Source organism: Desulfonatronum thiodismutans (genome assembly GCF_000717475.1).
GTDB lineage: Bacteria > Desulfobacterota > Desulfovibrionia > Desulfovibrionales > Desulfonatronaceae > Desulfonatronum > Desulfonatronum thiodismutans.
Genome location: NZ_JPIK01000006.1, coordinates 34651 through 51828 on the forward strand (window position 1 = coordinate 34651; position 17178 = coordinate 51828).

Sequence of the window (17178 nt, forward strand, 5' to 3'; positions counted from 1 at the left end):
GCGGCGATGAGCCTGGACGGATAAAGAGATGAAGCAAGAAAAGAGAAAAACAGGTCTGTTGCGCTTGATCGAGCTGTCCGGAACGAAAAAGTGGTGGCTTTTGGGGTCGATGCTGCTGTCGGTCCTGGCCTCGGTGGCGTTGTTCGTACCCTATGTGGCGGCATACCATATCCTGACGGAATTGGCGGCTCACGCCGCCGATCCGTCCGGGATCGACGCGGGGTTCATCCGGCATTGGGGCTACGTCAGCCTGGGCGCGATTCTTCTGTTTGGAGTGCTTTTTTTCTGTTCGGGGATGCTTTCGCACATCGCCGCCTTCAACATCCTCTACGAACTGCGGCTGGCCCTGGCCCGCAAGCTGGCCAGGCTGCCCATGGGGTTCTTCACCAAGCGGTCCTCCGGGGACATCAAGAAGGTCATGGCCGAGGACGTGGAGCGCATCGAGTTGTTCGTGGCCCACCACATCCCGGACGTGACCTCGGCCGTGGTCTTCCCCGCGCTGATTCTGGGATACCTGCTCGTCGCGGACTGGCGGTTGGCCCTGGTGGTCCTGGCGGTGTTCCTGGCCGCGGTGCTGTTGCAGGTCGCGATGGTCTGGAGTCCGAAGATGAAGGTCCAGTACGAGGCCTATCACGCCTCTCTGGGCCGGATGAACGGCAGCATCGTGGAGTACGTTCGCGGTATCCAGGTGGTCAAGGTGTTCGGACGATCCATGGAGGGATTTGAGCGCCTTCAGCGAGACATCCTGGCCTTTCGCGACGACACCATTGCCATGGCCCGGAAATTCGCCCCCACCTACACCGGCTTTCTGACGCTGCTGTCCTCCACGGTCCTGTTCCTGATCCCCGCCTCCGTGGCGCTGCTCGTCGCCGCGCCTTCCTATCCGGTTTACGCGCCCACGGTGTTTCTGTTCCTGATCCTGGGCGGCGGCGTCTTCTTCCCTCTGCTCAAACTGCTGTACATGGGCAGTTTGCTGAAACAGAACGCCATGGGCGTGGAACTCATCGACGAAATCCTGAACAAGCCCGAGATCATTGAGCCTGTCGAACCGCGGCGGCCCGTAACGGACCATACGGCCGACGGCGTGGTGTTCGAGGACGTCACCTTTGCCTACGGCGCGGACCCGGTTTTGAAACAGGTCTCCTTCGAGGCGCGGCCCGGGGCCGTAACCGCGTTGGTGGGGCCGTCCGGGGCGGGCAAGTCCACCATCGCCATGCTCACCGCGCGGTTCTGGGACGTTTCGGGCGGCGAGATCAGGATCGGCGGCGTTCCCATCCAGCGGATCGGCACCTCCGAACTGATGCGCCATGTTTCTTTCGTCTTTCAGGACAACATGCTGTTTTTCGACACTATTGAGGAGAACATCCGCATGGGCGACGCAACGTCCGGCTTCGAAACGGTGCGGGAGGCGGCCAGGGCGGCCCAGTGCCACGAGTTCATCGAGAAGCTGCCCCAGGGCTATCAAACCCTGGTGGGCGAGGGCGGCACCTACCTCTCGGGAGGCGAGCAGCAGCGCATTTCCCTGGCCAGGGCCATTCTTAAGGACGCGCCCGTGGTGATCCTGGACGAGGCCACGGCCTATGCCGATCCGGAAAACGAAGGCAAGATCCTGGCCTCCTTCGCCCGGCTGATCAAGGGCAAGACCGTGCTGGTCATCGCCCATCGTTTGAGCACCATCACCAACGCGGATCAGATCCTGGTGGTGGACGGCGGCCGGGTGGTCGAACGGGGCCGCCACGAAGCCCTGCTGGAGCAAGGCGGCCTGTACAGCCGGATGTGGCAAACCTACACCATGTCCCGGGAGTGGGTGCTCGCTTCCCGTGGAAGCGGGGAGGAGACGCGATCATGAACTACGCGGCGCTGATCAACTCGGCCACCATGGGCCGACCGGAGCGGGTGCGCCCGCTGATCCTGTGGACAGTTTTCGAATACTTCCTGCGCGGCGCTCCCTACGGGGTTCTGCTGATGGTGGTCTGGGAACTGTTCAAGCCCTTGCAGGAGCCCGGCACGGCGCTGGATGTCGGGCGCATCGCCCTGTGGTGCCTGCTGCTGCTGATTTCGCTGTTCCTGCTCTACCTTGTCAGCCGCAAGGCCTATTTCGCGGCCTACAAGGACGGCTATGAAATCTGCGCCGACGGACGGCTGGCCATGGTCGAGCATCTGCGCAAACAGCCCATGGGCTTCTACAATACCCGCGACCCCGGAGACATCGGGGCCTATATCGTTTCCGACTACGCCAACGTAGAGCAACTATTGACGCATCAGTTGCCGCAGTTGTGCGGCGGCCTGGCCGCTCCGCTGGTGCTGCTGACCTTCCTGTCCTTTATGAGCTGGAAGCTGGCCCTGGCCGCGGCCCTGGTCATCCCCCTGGCCCTGCCTTTGGCCTGGATATCCTTCAAGATCATCGCTTTCTTCGGGCAAAAGCACCAGCACAGCAAGGTGCGGGCCGCATCGCGGATGATCGAATACATCCAGGGCATCCGTCTGATCAAAGCCTTCAATCTGGGCGGCGTACGTTTCGACCGTCTGGAAAAAGCCTTTCGCCGCCTGAAACAGGACAGCATCCGGCTCGAAGCCGGCGCCGGACCGACCATGATTTTCGCCTCCTTCGTCCTGCAGGGCGGCTTCCCCTTGATCATTCTCCTGGGGTTCACCCTGCTGGTGGCGGGCGAGGTTTCGCTGCCGGTCTACATCATGTTCCTGATCCTGGGTTCGCGGGTCTATGAACCCCTGGTGCACGCCCTGATCTTCATGGGCGAGTTGAATTATTTCCGCCTGGGCGTGGAACGCATCGAAGGTCTGCGCAAAAGCCGGCCTTTGCCCGAGGGCGACGGAAGCACGGTCATGCAGGCATACGACATCGAGTTCGAGAAAGTCGGCTTCAGCTATCACGAAACCGAGGTTCTGAAAGAGATCAGCCTGCGCATTCCGGCCAAGGCGCTAACAGCCCTGGTAGGGCCCTCGGGGTCGGGAAAAACCACGCTCACCCGCCTGATCGCCCGGTTCTGGGACGTGGACGCGGGGGAGGTGCGCATCGGCGGCAGGAACATCAAGGCCTATACCAACGAGCACCTGCTGGAGAACATGGCCATCGTGTTCCAGGACGTCTACCTGTTCAACGATACGATCTTCAACAACATCCGCATCGGCCGGCCCGAGGCCGGTCGCGAGGAGGTGGCCGCCGCGGCCCGCGCGGCCCGCTGCCACGACTTCATCGAAGCCCTGCCAGGCGGCTACGACACCCTGGTGGGCGAGGGCGGCGGCACGCTTTCCGGCGGGGAAAAACAGCGCATCTCCATTGCCCGCGCCCTGCTCAAGAACGCGCCCATCGTCCTGCTGGACGAGGCCACCGCGGCCCTTGATCCCCAGAACGAAGTCCACATCCAGGCCGCCATCGACGAGCTGGTCCGGGACCGGACCGTGGTGGTCATCGCCCATCGCCTGAACACCATCACCCGGGCGGACAAGATCATCGTCATCGATCAGGGGCGCGTGGTCCAGGAGGGACGGCACGAGGATCTGATGAACCAGGGCGGTCTCTACAAAAATCTTTGGGATGAACAGCAACGGCTGAAGGGCTGGAAATTTTGAACACGCAACCACGGGTATTGAGGATGAGAGCAAGAATACTGATCACGATGTGTTTAGCGGCACTGCTTGTACTGACGGCAGGCATCCCGGCATCGGCCCGGGAACTCGGCGGCCGGGAAATCATGGTTCTGGTGGATGAACGCCCGGACGGCGAAGACCGCCGGTCCGTCCTGACCATGACCCTGATCAACAAGCGAGGCAGCCAGAGGGTCCGGCAGGTGGAGAGCTTTTCCAAGGATTACGGGCGGGACAGAAAGTCGGTGATGGTCTTCCGGGAGCCGGCGGACGTCCGGGGAACGGCGTATCTGTCCTGGGAATACGACGAGCTGGACCGGGAGGACGACAAGTGGCTGTACATGCCGGCCCTGAAAAAGGTCCGCAGGATCAGCGGCTCGTCGCGCAACGAGTACTTCATGGGCACGGACTTCACCTACGACGACATGGGGCGGCGCAACGTGGACAAGGACGTGCATGAGCTGCTGGGCGAGGAGCAGGCAATGGGGCACGACTGCTGGAAGGTGGAGGCCGTGCCCGTGGACCCGAGGGACCTGTACACGAGGCGGGTGCTTTGGGTGAGCAAGTCCGCGCACATGGTCGTCCAGGCCGAATACTATGACAAGGACGGTCTGGTGAAAATCTACAGGGCCTTGGACCTCAGGCCGCACGAAGGATTCTGGACCTTGTTCCACTCCGAGATGGACAACGTCTCCAGGGAACACAAGACCGTCATGACCATGGAATCCGTGCGCTACGACACCGGCCTGGACGATGACCTGTTTCAGGTGTCCACCATTCAGCGCGGCCGTATCCGCTAGCAGCCCGTTGAAAATGTCTCTTTCAGGCGGACTGCCAGGCATGCGGCGGGCCGCGGCAGTGGTGACCTGCATCGCGTTCCTGCTGGCGGCTAATTGGGGAGCGGCCGGGGAGGAGCAGCCCTGGACGGAACGGCTGGAGCTTTCGGGATTTCTGGAAACCCTTCAGTCCATGCGGCTGCGCGAACCCCATGACGCCGTGACCTCGCGGGCAAGACTGCGCCTGGACCTGGGAGCGGACCTGGGACCGGTGTACGGTTTCGTTTCCGCGGACGCGGAGAAGAACTGGAAGTTGTCCTCGGAGACCGGGGTCGAGGCACGGGAGGCCTGGCTGGAGCATGACGGCGACGGGTGGGACGTTCGAGCCGGTCGCCAGATCGTGATCTGGGGCAAGGCCGACGGGGTCCAGATCACGGACATCGTCTCGCCGCCGGATTACACCGAGTCCGTGACCCGCGACCTGGACGAGATCCGCATGCCCGTGGACGCGGTCAAATTCAGACTGCTGGGGAAATGGGTCGATACGGAACTGATCTGGATTCCGGTGTTCAAGGCCGCGGTCCTGCCCACGGGAGACAATCCGTGGGCCGTTGCGCGGGTCGTGCCGGAAAACGTCCGCGTCAGCTCAGCCGCTCCGCGGGAACCGGCCACCACCCTGGAAAACAGCGAGATCGCCCTGAAGCTGTCCGCCTATCTTCCCGGCTGGGACGCGGCGGCGTCGATCTTTCATACCTGGGACGACCACCCGGCCATGCACCGCGACGTGCTGGATGACGAGGACGGCATGCATGTCGCCCTTGAGCCCAGGCACCACAGGCTGACCGTTTTCGGTCTGGAATGCTCGCGGCCCTGGTCGGATTTCGTGTTCAGGGGCGAGGCCGCCTATTTCCGGGGGCGGTACTTCGAACCGGCCTCCCTGTTCGAGAACCCGGCCCGGAAGAATGCCCTCAAATGGCTGGCCGGAGCGGACTGGACTCCGGGCAACGACTGGATGGTCACGGCCCAACTGGTCGGCGAGCATATGTTCGCTCATGAAGGGCGCTTGCTGCAACAGGCCAATTCCTACCTGGCCACGCTGCACGTTTCCAAAAAGCTGCTCCGTCAGACCCTGACCCTGTCCAACATGCTGTATTACGACCTGGACCATGGGGATTTCTTCGACCGGATCAAGGCGGAATACGCGGTGACCGACGCACTGACCCTTTCCGTGGGCGCGGATGTTTTCGGCGGCGATCGGGCCGGGTCGTACGGCGGGTACCGGGACAACACCCAGGTCTGGGTCAAGGTCAAGTATAGTTTCTAATTTCGACGGAACCAACGGAGAGTCCGCTTCATGCTGAACATTCAGAAGATCAACGCCCGCTTTCGGAGCATCGGGGAAGTCGTGCTGCGGCTGCGGTGGCTGAACATCCTCATCTTCCTGGCCGCCATGGCCGTCGCTGTCGGCGGCCTGCGGCTGCTGGAGTCCGATGTTTCCCAGGAGAACTGGTTTTTGGAAGACGACGTCCTGTTGCAGACCAAGGAGCGGTTCGAGGAGATCTTCGGCAATGACGAGTTCTGCGCGGTCCTGGTGGAAGCGGAGGACGTGTTCGCGCCGGACATCCTGGCCGGAATCCGGGAGCTGGGCCGGGAGTTGATGGAACGGGTGCCCTATGCCGACGACGTGCTCTCCCTGACGGACTTTGAATTCATGCTGGGCACGGACCAAGGCATGGAGATCATCGACCTCGTGCCCGAAGTCGTTCCGACATCCTCGGAGGAACTGGCCCGGATCAGGGCATTGGCCCTGGCCAAGCCGGCCATGCGCGATCGGATCGTCTCCGAGGACGGTCGGCATACCTGGGTCATGCTGCGCATGAAGACGCTCCCCGACGCCTGGGAGGGAAATGGCGGGGAAAGTCCGAACCTCACGGTGGGCCGGATGGTCAACGAAATCGCGGCCCAGGACAAGTATCGCGCCCTGAACCCCAAAACCACCGGCCTGCCCGTGGTGGACGTGGAAAAGCGGGAGTTTTTTTCACGGGAAACCCCGCGGCTGCTGGGCATCTCCCTGCTGCTGACCGTAACCGTTCTGGCCGTATCCCTGCGCAGCGTGCGCGGCGTGGTTTTCCCGCTGATCGCCGCGGTCAGCGGGATGGTCATTGTTTTCGGGACTCAGGGCTACCTGGGCATCAGCAACGACCCGTCCATGATCTTTCTGCCGATCTTTTTGTGTCTGGCCTTAGCCATCGGCTACTCCATCCACCTCTTCAATTTCTTCAAGCGCGAGTTTCTGCGCACCGGCAAGCGGCGCCACTCTTTGGTCCACGCCGTGGAAGAAGTCGGATGGCCCCTGCTGTTCAGCGCCCTGACCACCATTGCCGCGCTGCTTTCGTTCGTGTTCATCCCGATGCGGCCCATCCGCTGGGTGGGGTTGACCGCGGCCTGCCTGGTGGCCGTGACCTATGTCCTGGTCATCGTGTTGCTGCCATCCTTGCTGAGCTTCGGCAAGGATGTCGCTCCCGGGGCGGCCGGGGGGCGCGGCCGCGGACTGCGCCCCCTGGAGCGGCTCATGGAGTATCTGGGCGCACGGGTACTCTCCTGTCCACTGTTCTCCGTTGTCGCGTTTGCCCTGGTCGCGGTGGTCTGCCTGGTCGGCCTGGCCCGGCTTGAAGTCTCATTCGACGTCCGGCGGACCATGGGCGTGGGCATTCCCTACGTGGAGCGCCTCGACTATGTCGGGAAGACGCCGGTCGGTTCTATGTACTCCTACGGCGTTGCCCTGGAATTCGACCGTCCGGGCGCGGCCAAGGAACCGGAGAACCTGCGCAAGTTCGACCAATTGGTGGGCGAGATCCAATCCTTCCGCCTGACCAAGAAGGTCAGTTCACTGTTGGACATCGTCAAGGACATGAACCAGGTGCTCAATGCCGGGGATCCGGATTATTACGGAATTCCGGAAGAGCGGGACATGATCGCCCAACTGCTCTTGCTGTACGAAAACGCCGGCGGGGCCGAGGCTGAAAAATGGGTGGATTACGACTACCAGCGGCTGCGGCTGATGGTGGAGGTGGACGACTACAATTCCGGCCAGGCGGCCAGAGAGCTGCGCCGGATCGAGGAACTTGGCGGGGAACTGTTTCCCGACGCAAATATCCTGCTGATTGGTTCCATCTCCCAGTTTACCGTGATGATGGAGTACGTGACCTGGGGCCAGATCCAGTCCCTGTTCATCGCCCTGGTAGTTATCGCCGCGCTGATGGCCGTGGTCTTCGGCAGCCTGAAGACCGGGTTGATCGCCATGGTCCCGAACCTCGCGCCGGTCCTGGCCGTGGGCGGGGTAATGGGCTTCGCGGGCATCCCCCTGGACATGATGACCGTGACCGTGATTCCCATGCTGCTGGGACTGGCCGTGGACGACACCATTCACTTCACCAATCACAGCCAGCTGGAGTTCGAACGCACCGGCAGCTACCCGGAAAGCACCCGCCGGGTGTTCGCCACCGTGGGCGTGACCCTGCTGCTGACCTCCCTGGTCCTGATCCTGACGTTCTCGGCCTATCTGACATCCGCGGCCAATGTCTTCGTGAACATGGGCTTCCTGGTGGCCGTGGGCATCTTGGCGGCCCTGGCGGCGGACTTTTTCATGACCCCGGTCCTGCTGAGGTGGTTCAAGGCCTTTGGAGAGGAGCGTGTGCCTGGGGACAGAGCGTTTTCGGATCAACGGCAATGAAGGGCGTGTGAAGTTTTTAAAGCGGAGTTTTTGAGTATGGTTTTCATGTTCGTTGACATGATTTGTCATAGTTTGTTAGTCGGGGAGTTGGCTGTATCTGAATTGCCGTTTGTGAAGCGTGTGGCTCAAGCATCCTACCCGAGCAGACAAGCAGGATGTCTGAGCCACTATTTTGACTGCCATCTATCCAATCACGGTATAAAAGCACAGTGACGAAAGCGGTGAATCGAAATCAGCCTACTCCCTGAAGGTTTCTTCCTTATGAACAGAATCATCGTCTCTTTGCGATTATGACTTCCTTTATCCCTTGTGTCGGTTCATCACTTCGACAGTGTCGGGCATGCCGGGCCTTTGGCTTTCGGCTTTATAGGTACTTTTTTTTGACTTCATTCATGAGGAGAATACGCGTGTTGTCAGTTCATTTCGAACAAGTGTCCGCATCCGCCAGGCGAACCGGCTGGGGGAGAACGTGTCGAATCGCCACGTGGGGCATACCCTTTCTGTTTATCGTCTGGTCGTCCTTGGTTTTCGGGTCCGACCAGGTGACTCGGGCAATCGAAGCGGAAGAGGGGATCTTGCGCCATAGCCAAGCGTCCCAGATGAAGATCGACGCCATGTCCGACGAGACCATGCAACTGTTGCAGGAGTATCGGGAGCTGCGTCGCGAGTATGACAATCTGGCCGTGTACAACGACAACCTGGAGCAGATGACGCTGTCCCAAAAGGCGGAGCAGGCTTCCCTGGAGCGGCAGATCGAGGACATCCTGGTCACCCAGCGGGAGATCGTGCCGTTGATGCTGCGGATGCTGGACGCTCTGGAGGAATTCACCGTCGCGGATCTGCCTTTTCTGAATGAGGAGCGCGCGGCCCGGGTGGAGGGCTTGCGGGCCCTGATGCGCCGGGCCGATGTGGACATCCCGGAAAAGTTCCGCCAGATCATGCAGGCCTACCAGGTCGAGGCCGACTACGGCCGGACCATTGAAGCCTATCAGGGCGAGTTGCGCGACGGCGACGGCCCGGATCGCAGCGTGGAGTTTTTGCGCATCGGGCGGTTGGTGCTGGCCTACCAGACCCTGGACAGGACGGAGAGCGGCTTCTGGGAGGTCGGCGAACAAGCCTGGACGGTATTGGAGAATCGCCACAACCAGTCCCTGCGCCAGGGGCTGCGCATCGCGGCCCGGCAGGCCGCTCCCGAACTGATCGTGGTCCCGGTGACGGTGTCTGAGGCGCCATCCGTCTCCCCGTTTCCTCACCCGGAAGCATTGCGGGAGGACCAGCCGTGAGAAGTCTTGTTCTGGCATTCTTTCTGATCGTTTGCTGCGTTTCGGCTCAGGCTTCGACGGGACTGGACGCATTTCTGGAACAGGCCCGCCAGCGGGCCGCGGAGGAACAGCGCAAGGACCGGGAGCGGGAGCTGGAATTCATGGCCGATCTGGACGCGGCCCGTGAGCGGACTCAGGAAGCCCGGGCCCTGGTGCGCGGCGAGCGGGACAGGCAGGAGCGTCTGCTTGCGAAATACGACGCCAACGAGGCCGTGCTCGCGGAATTGGAAGCCGTGTTGCGCGAGCAGCAGGGCGGTCTGGGCGAGATGTTCGGCGTGGTGCGGCAAAGCGCCGGGGATTTCCACGCCCAGTTCCTGGGTTCACTGGCCATGGCCGACAAGCCCGAGGCCTTGGATTTTCTTCATGCATTGGGCAACAGCCGCGGCCTGCCAGGCATGGAGGAACTGGAGCGGTTCTGGCTGATACTCCTGGAAGAAATGGTCGGCTCAAGCCGGACGGACCGGTTCATGAGCGAGGTGGTGCTGCCGGACGGAAGCGCGCGGCAACGGGAGGTTTTGCGCGTGGGCCCCTTCAGCGCGGTTTCCGAGGGAGCGTACCTATCCCACGTTCAGGGCCGCAACCAGTTTCTGGAACTGCCGCGCCAGCCCCAAGGTCGGTATCTGCGCCTGGCAAGGGACCTGGAACAGGCCTTGCCCGGGCAAACAACCTTTTTCGCGCTGGACCCCTCAAGGGGCGCGATCCTGACCCACTTGGTCCAGTCCCCGACACTGACCGAACGAATCAAGCAGGGCCGGGAGATCGGCATGATCATCCTGGTTTTGGGGTTGGTGGGCGTGATCGTCTTCGTGGTCCGTTTTACCATGCTTACGGTGATCGGACGCCGGATCCGCCGGCAATTGCGCAGCCTCCAGGGGCTGCCTGACAATCCCCTGGGCCGAATCATGCTCCTTGCCCAGGCCAACAGTCTCTCGGATTCCGAGACCCTGGAAATCCGCCTGGACGAGGCCGTGCTCAAGGAAGTCCCCCGCCTGGAACGGGGCCTGACGACCATCAAGATCCTGGCCGCGGTGGCCCCGCTGCTGGGCCTTCTGGGCACGGTGGTGGGCATGATCGAGACATTCCAGGCCATCACCCTGTTCGGCACCGGCGACCCCCAGCTCATGGCCGGAGGCATCTCGCAGGCCCTGGTAACCACGGCCCTGGGGCTTTCCATTGCCATTCCCCTGTTGCTGCTGCACAGCGTTGCCGCGGCCAAAAGCCGCCAGTTGACGACCATCATGGAGGAGCAGGGCGCCGGGTTGCTGGCCGAGCATATCCAGCGAATGAGGGAGAAATAAGCCTTTTTAGGTACGTGAACGTGCACGAAGCAGCTCTTCTCGTTCCCGTTCACGTACCCGTTCACGGAACAACCCATGATCGAACAGTTTCTCAACTTGCAACGTTTTCTTGACGCCGGCGGGCCGGTGCTGTGGGCCATCCTCGGCGTGGCCATCGTTCTCTGGACCCTGATCATCGAACGCTACTGGCACCATTGGCGGGTTTTTCCCGGGGAACTGACCTCGGTCCGCGCCAAGCGTCGTCATGCCCCAGGCACGGACCGTCGGCTGGCTCGAAAGATCCTGGAAAAGGACGTGTCCGAACTGCGCCAGAGCCTGACCCGCTCTCTGTTTCTCATCCGGACCATGATCGCGGTGTGTCCGCTGTTGGGTCTGTTGGGCACGGTCACCGGAATGATCCTGGTCTTCGACACCATCGGCTTCAGCGGCACGGGCAACCCACGGGCCATGGCCGCGGGCGTGTCCATGGCCACCATCCCGACCATGGCCGGGCTGGTGGTGGCCCTGTCCGGCTTCGTGTTCAGCATCCGCCTGCAGCGCGGCGGCCGATCCAAGGCCCGACAGGCCGCGGACGTGCTGCTCAGGGACTTGTTGGAAGCGGAAGGGCGGAAGGAAGAGGGCGGAGGATAGAGCCATAGGGGCGCACCTGTGTGTGCGCCCTGTATATCTCGTTTTCAGCAATGGGCGCACACACAGGTGCGCCCCTACACCGGAACTCAATCCCATGCGACGCAGACGACGATACGACGAACAAGACAGCGCCCAGATCGACATGACCTCGATGATGGACGTGGTGTTCATTATGCTCATCTTTTTCATCGTGACCACGTCCTTCGTCAAGGAGGCGGGCATCGAGGTGAACCGCCCCACAGCGGCCAGCGCGGAGCGCCAGGAGCGCGGGAACATTATGATCGCGGTGTCCGAATCCGGCGCGGTGTGGATCGATGGCCGACAGGTGGATGTGCGGGCCGTGCGGGCCAACGTGGAGCGGTTGCGCGCCGAGAACCCCGAGGGGGCCGTGGTTGTCCAGGCCGACGAGGCCTCCCGCACCGGGATCCTGGTCCAGGTCATTGACCAGGTCCGTTTGGCCGGGGTGCGCGACGTGGCGGTGGCGGCGAGTCGGCCATGAATGCCGCGGCGCGTTACGGCCTTTCCCTGGGTTGCGGAATTCTGGCGGCACTGGGACTGTTCGTGCTGATGAACGTTCTTGTCAGCCGCGGCGAGGCCGGGGTGGAGGATCGACAACGTGTTCCGATGCCGCGATTCATCCGCATGGACGACCAGGAACAAGTCGTGCGCAGGCGTGAGCGGGAACAGCCCACCCCGCCGGAGAAAATCCAACCCCTGCCGCGGATGGAAGCCCTGGCCGCGCCCCAAAAGCGGTCTTTGGAAGCTCCGGCTCTTGACCTGCCCCTACCGGATATTTCCGCGGACTTGGCCCTGGCCGGACTGCCTTTGTCCGCACCTCCAGCCGAGCCGGAGGGCCCGGTCCGCTATACCCAGTCCCTGACTCCGGTCAGTCAGATCCCGCCGCGCTATCCCAGGCGGGCGCAACTGGACGGCATTTCCGGCTGGGTACGCCTGGAATTCATCGTCAACCCCGACGGCACGGTCAGCGACGTCACCGTGGTGGAAGCCGGACCCCGGCGGGGAATCTTCGACCAGGAGGCCGTGCGCGTCCTGAGCCGCTGGCGGTTCCAGCCTCAGATCCGGGACGGCGAGCCCGTCCCGGCCCTGGCCACCATTGTCATCAAATTCAGCTTGGAGGGGTGATCATGAATCACTTGACCCAATCGCTTCGTTCATCCTTGCGTTGGTTTCTTGTTTCCGCCGGGTTGAGCCTGGGGATGTTCCTTTCGGTCTCCATGACGGTTTCCATCGCTCCTGCTTCGGAGGACCGTCCCACGGTTTCCCATGCCGCGCACCAAAAGCTCACCGCGGCCCAGGAACTGCTGCACCACTCAAAATGGACGGAAGCGGAATCGCTCCTGGAGAAATTCGTTCGGGAAGAGGCCCATGAACCCTACGCCCAGGCCCTGGCCTGGCAGATGCTCGGCTATCTGTTTCATGAAACCGGTCGCCATGACCGAGCCCTGGAAGCCTTTGACCGGGTTTTGGCCGGTGACGGCCTGGATGCCCCATTGCGACAGCAGGTTTTGTACAATTCCGCCCAATTGCTGGTACAGGCCAGCCGTCCAGCCGAGGCCGTCAAGCGCATCGAAGCCTGGATGGAGCAGGCCGGTTCTCTTTCCCCGGAGCAACGGGCAAGGGTGGCCTGGATCTATTTCGGTTCGGAACGCCACCAGGCGGCGGTCATGCACCTGGAAGCCGCCATCCGCGAGACGACCACGCCCGAGAACGCCTGGCTGGAAATGCTCGTGGCCGCCTTGCACCACGATGAACAATACGAAAAACTGACGCGCTGGTTGCCGCGGCTGATCACCCGAAATCCCGAGGACGGCAGGTACTGGCTGCAACTGGCCGGCGTGTACCTGCGGCTGGACGATCAGCGTCAGGCCGCCGCCGTGCTTTCCGCCGCATACCATAAGGGGTTGTTTCAGACTTCCGAGGACATCGTCCGGCTGGCACGGATGTATGTTCAGGCCGGAGCGCCCCGCAAAGCCGCGCACCTCCTGGAGGAGGGGATAGAGAACGGTCGCGTCGCGGTCACCGCGGAGCACCAGGAACTGCTGGCCAATGCCTGGCTGCAAGCCCGTGAGACGCGCCGCGCGGCCTGCGCCCTGGGACAAAAAGCGCGTAACGGCGGGGACTGCAAAACCCATTTACGGGCAGGCCGCTTGCTGATGCAGGTGGAGGACTGGAGCGGGGCCAGGGAGCACCTGGAGCTGGCGACCCCGGGCCGATGCGAACGCACCCGGGCCGAAGCCCTGTTGCTGCTGGGCATGGCCGCGTATCACGAGGGCCGAATGGAAGAAGCTCGCGACGCCTTTGTCCTGGCCCGGGAAATCCCCGAGCAGCGCAGGCAGGCCGAGAGCTGGCTGGAGGTGCTGAGCCGGGGGCAGGGGAGGTCGGCGACGTGAGGGTGAAAATGTTCATGGTGCGGCGTTCTTCGTTGTGGTGTTGACGGGCATGAGTCCAGGGACTTTGGTGCGGGTTTGAACCAGGAAACGGTTTCTCAAGGTGCCTATCGGCCATCGAGCGCCAATCTGTTCTGAATCATTCCAAAAAGAAATATGCAAAAAACGCTTGACACATTCCAGCGGTATTCACTATTGACCTTCTCCATGCATTCCTCCACCACCTTCCTCACCACGAACTTTTATTTTGGTTTTTTTTATTTTTGGCGTGGTTTGGCCTGTGGTCAGAGGGAAGCGGTGTATCCGAAATAGCAGGAAACTCTATCAAAACCGCTCTCAAAGGGCCGCAGGCAAACCGCCGGCGGCCCTTTTTTTATGGCTGAATCGGCGGAAGCGACCCCCAGGGACAACACCAGGCGACAATGCCGGGGGAGGGGAAAGGTCATGCAGAACATGCACTTGGGCAAAGCCGTCCGTCTGGAACGGATTTTCAACCGCAACACGGGCCGGACCATCGTCGTGCCCATGGACCATGGGGTCAGCGTGGGGCCCATCGACGGGCTGGTGGACATGCGCGATGCCATCAACGGGGTGGCCGAGGGCGGAGCCAACGCCATCATCCTGCACAAGGGGTTGGTGCGCTGCTCACACCGGGGCAAGGGGGCGGACATCGGATTGATCGTGCATCTCTCGGCCAGCACGTCCCTGTCGCCCTTTCCCAACGCCAAGACCCTGGTGGGTACGGTGGAGGACGCCATCAAGCTGGGCGCGGACGCGGTCAGCCTGCACGTCAACCTGGGCGACGAAACCGAGCGTGACATGCTGGAGCAGATGGGCCAAGTGACCACCAAGGCCATGGACTGGGGCATGCCGGTGCTGGCCATGGTCTACGCCCGGGGGCCGAAAGTCGGCAACGAATACGATCCGGACGTGGTGGCCCAGTGCGCCAGGGTTGGCGTGGAACTGGGCGCGGACGTGGTCAAGGTGCCGTACACCGGCAGCGTGGAGTCCTTCCGGAGGGTTGTGGACGGCTGCTGCGTGCCGGTGGTCATTGCCGGCGGGCCGAAGCTGGACAGCAGCGAGGACCTGGTGCGCATGGTCTACGACAGTTTGCAAGCCGGCGGCGCGGGCTTGTCCATCGGCCGCAACATCTTTCAGGCCGCCCAGCCGGCCCGGCTGGTCCAGGCCCTGCACGGCATCGTCCACGACGACTGGGAAGTGGCCCAGGCCATGGAACTGTTACAGTAGGAGAGCATCATGATCCAAGTTTGGTTCAAGGCCGTACCCTTTGACAAAGCCACCGTGACCCTGGCCCTGGAATCCGGGGTGGACGCCCTGATCGCCCCGGCGGGCAAGGTTGATGAGATTAAGGCCCTGGGCCGGGTCGTGGTTTTCGCCGAGGACGAGGTGGATGCGATCCGGCTGGAGAGCAAGGCCGACGAGGAAGCCGCGACGCGATGCATGCGCTCCCAGGGCAAGGTGCTGCTGCGCCTGGGCTGGGAGATCATTCCCGTGGAGAACATCCTGGCCCAGGGCGAAGGCCTGGGCGTGGAGGTGGCCTCCCTGGATCAGGCCCGGCTGGCCGCCGGCATTCTGGAGCGGGGGGTGGATTTCGTGGTGGTCGTGCCCGAGGCCATACATGACCTGAAGGCCATCGTGGCCGCCCTGAAGCTCTCCGAGGGCCGCCTGGAGTTGAGCACGGCCCGCGTCGACGCCATCACCCCCGTGGGGCTGGGGCATCGGGTCTGCGTGGACACCTGTTCCCTGCTGCGCACCGGCCAGGGCATGCTGGTGGGCAATTCCAGCGCCTTTACCTTTCTGGTGCATGCCGAGACCGAGGAAAATCCGTATGTCGCGGCCCGGCCCTTCCGGATCAACGCCGGTGCCGTGCATGCCTACACCCTGCTGCCGCGAAACCGGACCGCTTATTTGGGGGAAGTCGCCTCCGGACGGGAAGTGCTGATCGTCGACGGCCAAGGGCAGAATCAGGGCCAAACATCATTGGCCGTGGTCGGCCGCGCCAAGGTGGAGATCCGGCCTTTGATCCTGATTTCCGCGACCTGCGGGGACAGGACCGGCACGATCTTTCTGCAGAACGCGGAGACCATCCGCCTCGTCCGCCCCGACGGGTCTCCTGTAAGCGTGGTGGCCCTGGCTCCAGGCGATGAAATTCTCTGCCGCCTGGACGTGGCTGGCCGCCATTTCGGCATGGCCATCAGCGAGGAGATCAGCGAAGCATGAGCCCGAACCATTCCGACCCGTCCGAACTGTCGCCCGAAGCCCAGGCTCGAATGGCCGAGCTACGCCACGGCATTGATGCCATTGACCAGGAACTCTTGGCCACCCTCAACCGCCGGGCCGCACTGAGCCTCGAAGTGGGGCGGATCAAGCGCGATTCACGGGACATCATTTTCAAACCGTTCCGGGAAAAGGAACTGCTGACCAGCCTGGCCACGGCCAACCCCGGCCCGCTCCCGGAAGAGCATCTGCGCAACATCTACCGGGAAATTCTTTCTTCTTCCCGGCGGCTGCAGCGGCCTCAGACCATCGTCTATCTCGGCCCGGAAGGCACCTTTTCCTACTTCGCCGGGGTGGAATACCTGGGTCACAGCGCGGAATTCCAGCCCAAACCGACCCTGCACGAGGTTTTTCAGGCCGTGGTGGCCCGGGAGGCCGAGCTGGGGGTGATTCCCCTGGAAAATTCCCTGCAAGGCACCGTGGGCCAGAGCCTGGACCTGTTCCTGCAATTCGAGGTCCACGTCCAGGCGGAAATCTATTGCAAGATCAGCCACGCCCTGCTCTCCACGGCCAGCCAACTGGCCGACGTGAACACGGTTTACTCCCATCCCCAGGCCCTGGAGCAGTGCTCGACTTGGCTGCGTTCCCACCTGCCCACGGCCCGGATCGTGCCCGCGGAAAGCACGGCCGCCGCCGGTCGCCGGGTGTTGGAGGAGCCGAACAGCGCGGCCATCGGCCACGTCCGCATGGGCCGAATGCTCGGCCTGACCGCCTTGGCCCGGCGGATCGAGGACCAGCCTGACAACTGGACCCGTTTTTTGGTCATCGGCTCCCTTCCCGCGGGCGCCGGAAACCAAGACAAGACGTCCATCCTGTTCACCCTGCCGGACAAGCCCGGCGCCCTGGCCGCGGTCCTGAATTTGCTGGCCCGCGAAGGCATCAACATGAAAAAGCTCGAATCCCGGCCCTTTCGCGGCGAAAAATGGAAATACGTCTTTTTCGTGGATCTGGAATGCGACGTCAGTCGCCAGGAGTACCAACAGGTCCTGGCCGACCTGCGCGACAACTGCCACACCCTGCGCATCCTCGGCAGCTACCCGTCCGGGCCGTATCTGGACGTCAGTGAAGGGTGAGCTTTTCACTTCTCAATCTTTTTCAGGAACAATC

Annotated in this window: 14 protein-coding genes; all 14 read left to right on the forward strand. The window is 62.6% G+C overall.

The window, feature by feature from the left end; all coding sequences use genetic code 11:
* The first annotated feature begins 28 nt into the window (after positions 1 to 28).
* The 14 genes from GY33_RS0105590 (at position 29) to pheA (ending at position 17144) form a co-directional block, all read left to right on the forward strand.
* Positions 29 to 1849, forward strand: a complete 1821-nt coding sequence (locus GY33_RS0105590; protein WP_031386395.1) for an ABC transporter ATP-binding protein — start codon at positions 29 to 31, stop codon at positions 1847 to 1849.
* Positions 1846 to 3591 (forward strand): ABC transporter ATP-binding protein, encoded by a 1746-nt coding sequence (locus GY33_RS0105595; protein WP_031386396.1) that lies wholly within the window; start codon positions 1846 to 1848, stop codon positions 3589 to 3591. The genes GY33_RS0105590 and GY33_RS0105595 overlap by 4 nt, the downstream gene beginning before the upstream one ends.
* 47 nt (positions 3592 to 3638) lie before the next feature.
* A complete protein-coding gene (locus GY33_RS0105600; RefSeq protein ID WP_200874836.1) occupies positions 3639 to 4406 on the forward strand; it encodes an outer membrane lipoprotein-sorting protein in 768 nt (255 codons plus the stop codon).
* A gap of 13 nt (positions 4407 to 4419) precedes the next feature.
* Positions 4420 to 5706 carry a DUF1302 family protein gene (locus tag GY33_RS0105605; RefSeq protein ID WP_152555088.1) on the forward strand — a complete coding sequence of 429 codons (1287 nt, stop codon included), beginning with the start codon at positions 4420 to 4422 and terminating at the stop codon, positions 5704 to 5706.
* Positions 5707 to 5736: 30 nt separating this feature from the next.
* Complete coding sequence (locus GY33_RS0105610; RefSeq protein ID WP_051822333.1) at positions 5737 to 8115, forward strand: efflux RND transporter permease subunit; 2379 nt, start codon at positions 5737 to 5739, stop codon at positions 8113 to 8115.
* 392 nt (positions 8116 to 8507) lie between these two features.
* Positions 8508 to 9398, forward strand: a complete 891-nt coding sequence (locus GY33_RS0105615; RefSeq protein ID WP_235185473.1) for a DUF3450 domain-containing protein — start codon at positions 8508 to 8510, stop codon at positions 9396 to 9398.
* Positions 9395 to 10735, forward strand: a complete 1341-nt coding sequence (locus tag GY33_RS21655; RefSeq protein WP_031386401.1) for a MotA/TolQ/ExbB proton channel family protein — start codon at positions 9395 to 9397, stop codon at positions 10733 to 10735. Before GY33_RS0105615 ends, GY33_RS21655 begins: the two co-directional genes overlap by 4 nt.
* Before the next feature lie 75 nt (positions 10736 to 10810).
* Positions 10811 to 11365, forward strand: coding sequence for a MotA/TolQ/ExbB proton channel family protein (locus GY33_RS0105625; RefSeq protein WP_051822336.1), 555 nt, complete (start codon positions 10811 to 10813; stop codon positions 11363 to 11365).
* Positions 11366 to 11459: 94 nt separating this feature from the next.
* Positions 11460 to 11864 carry an ExbD/TolR family protein gene (locus tag GY33_RS0105630; RefSeq protein WP_031386403.1) on the forward strand — a complete coding sequence of 135 codons (405 nt, stop codon included), beginning with the start codon at positions 11460 to 11462 and terminating at the stop codon, positions 11862 to 11864.
* Positions 11861 to 12508, forward strand: a complete 648-nt coding sequence (locus tag GY33_RS19650) for an energy transducer TonB (RefSeq protein ID WP_031386404.1) — start codon at positions 11861 to 11863, stop codon at positions 12506 to 12508. The genes GY33_RS0105630 and GY33_RS19650 overlap by 4 nt, the downstream gene beginning before the upstream one ends.
* A gap of 2 nt (positions 12509 to 12510) precedes the next feature.
* The gene (locus GY33_RS0105640; RefSeq protein WP_031386405.1) at positions 12511 to 13776 is read left to right on the forward strand and encodes a tetratricopeptide repeat protein; all 1266 of its coding nucleotides are present in this window, start codon (positions 12511 to 12513) and stop codon (positions 13774 to 13776) included.
* A 450-nt stretch (positions 13777 to 14226) separates the two neighbouring features.
* Complete coding sequence (locus GY33_RS0105645) at positions 14227 to 15021, forward strand: 2-amino-3,7-dideoxy-D-threo-hept-6-ulosonate synthase (RefSeq protein WP_031386406.1); 795 nt, start codon at positions 14227 to 14229, stop codon at positions 15019 to 15021.
* 9 nt (positions 15022 to 15030) lie between these two features.
* Positions 15031 to 16014 carry a 3-dehydroquinate synthase II family protein gene (locus GY33_RS0105650; protein WP_031386407.1) on the forward strand — a complete coding sequence of 328 codons (984 nt, stop codon included), beginning with the start codon at positions 15031 to 15033 and terminating at the stop codon, positions 16012 to 16014.
* A complete protein-coding gene (gene pheA, locus GY33_RS0105655; protein WP_031386408.1) occupies positions 16011 to 17144 on the forward strand; it encodes a prephenate dehydratase in 1134 nt (377 codons plus the stop codon). Before GY33_RS0105650 ends, pheA begins: the two co-directional genes overlap by 4 nt.
* The last annotated feature ends 34 nt before the right edge of the window (positions 17145 to 17178 follow it).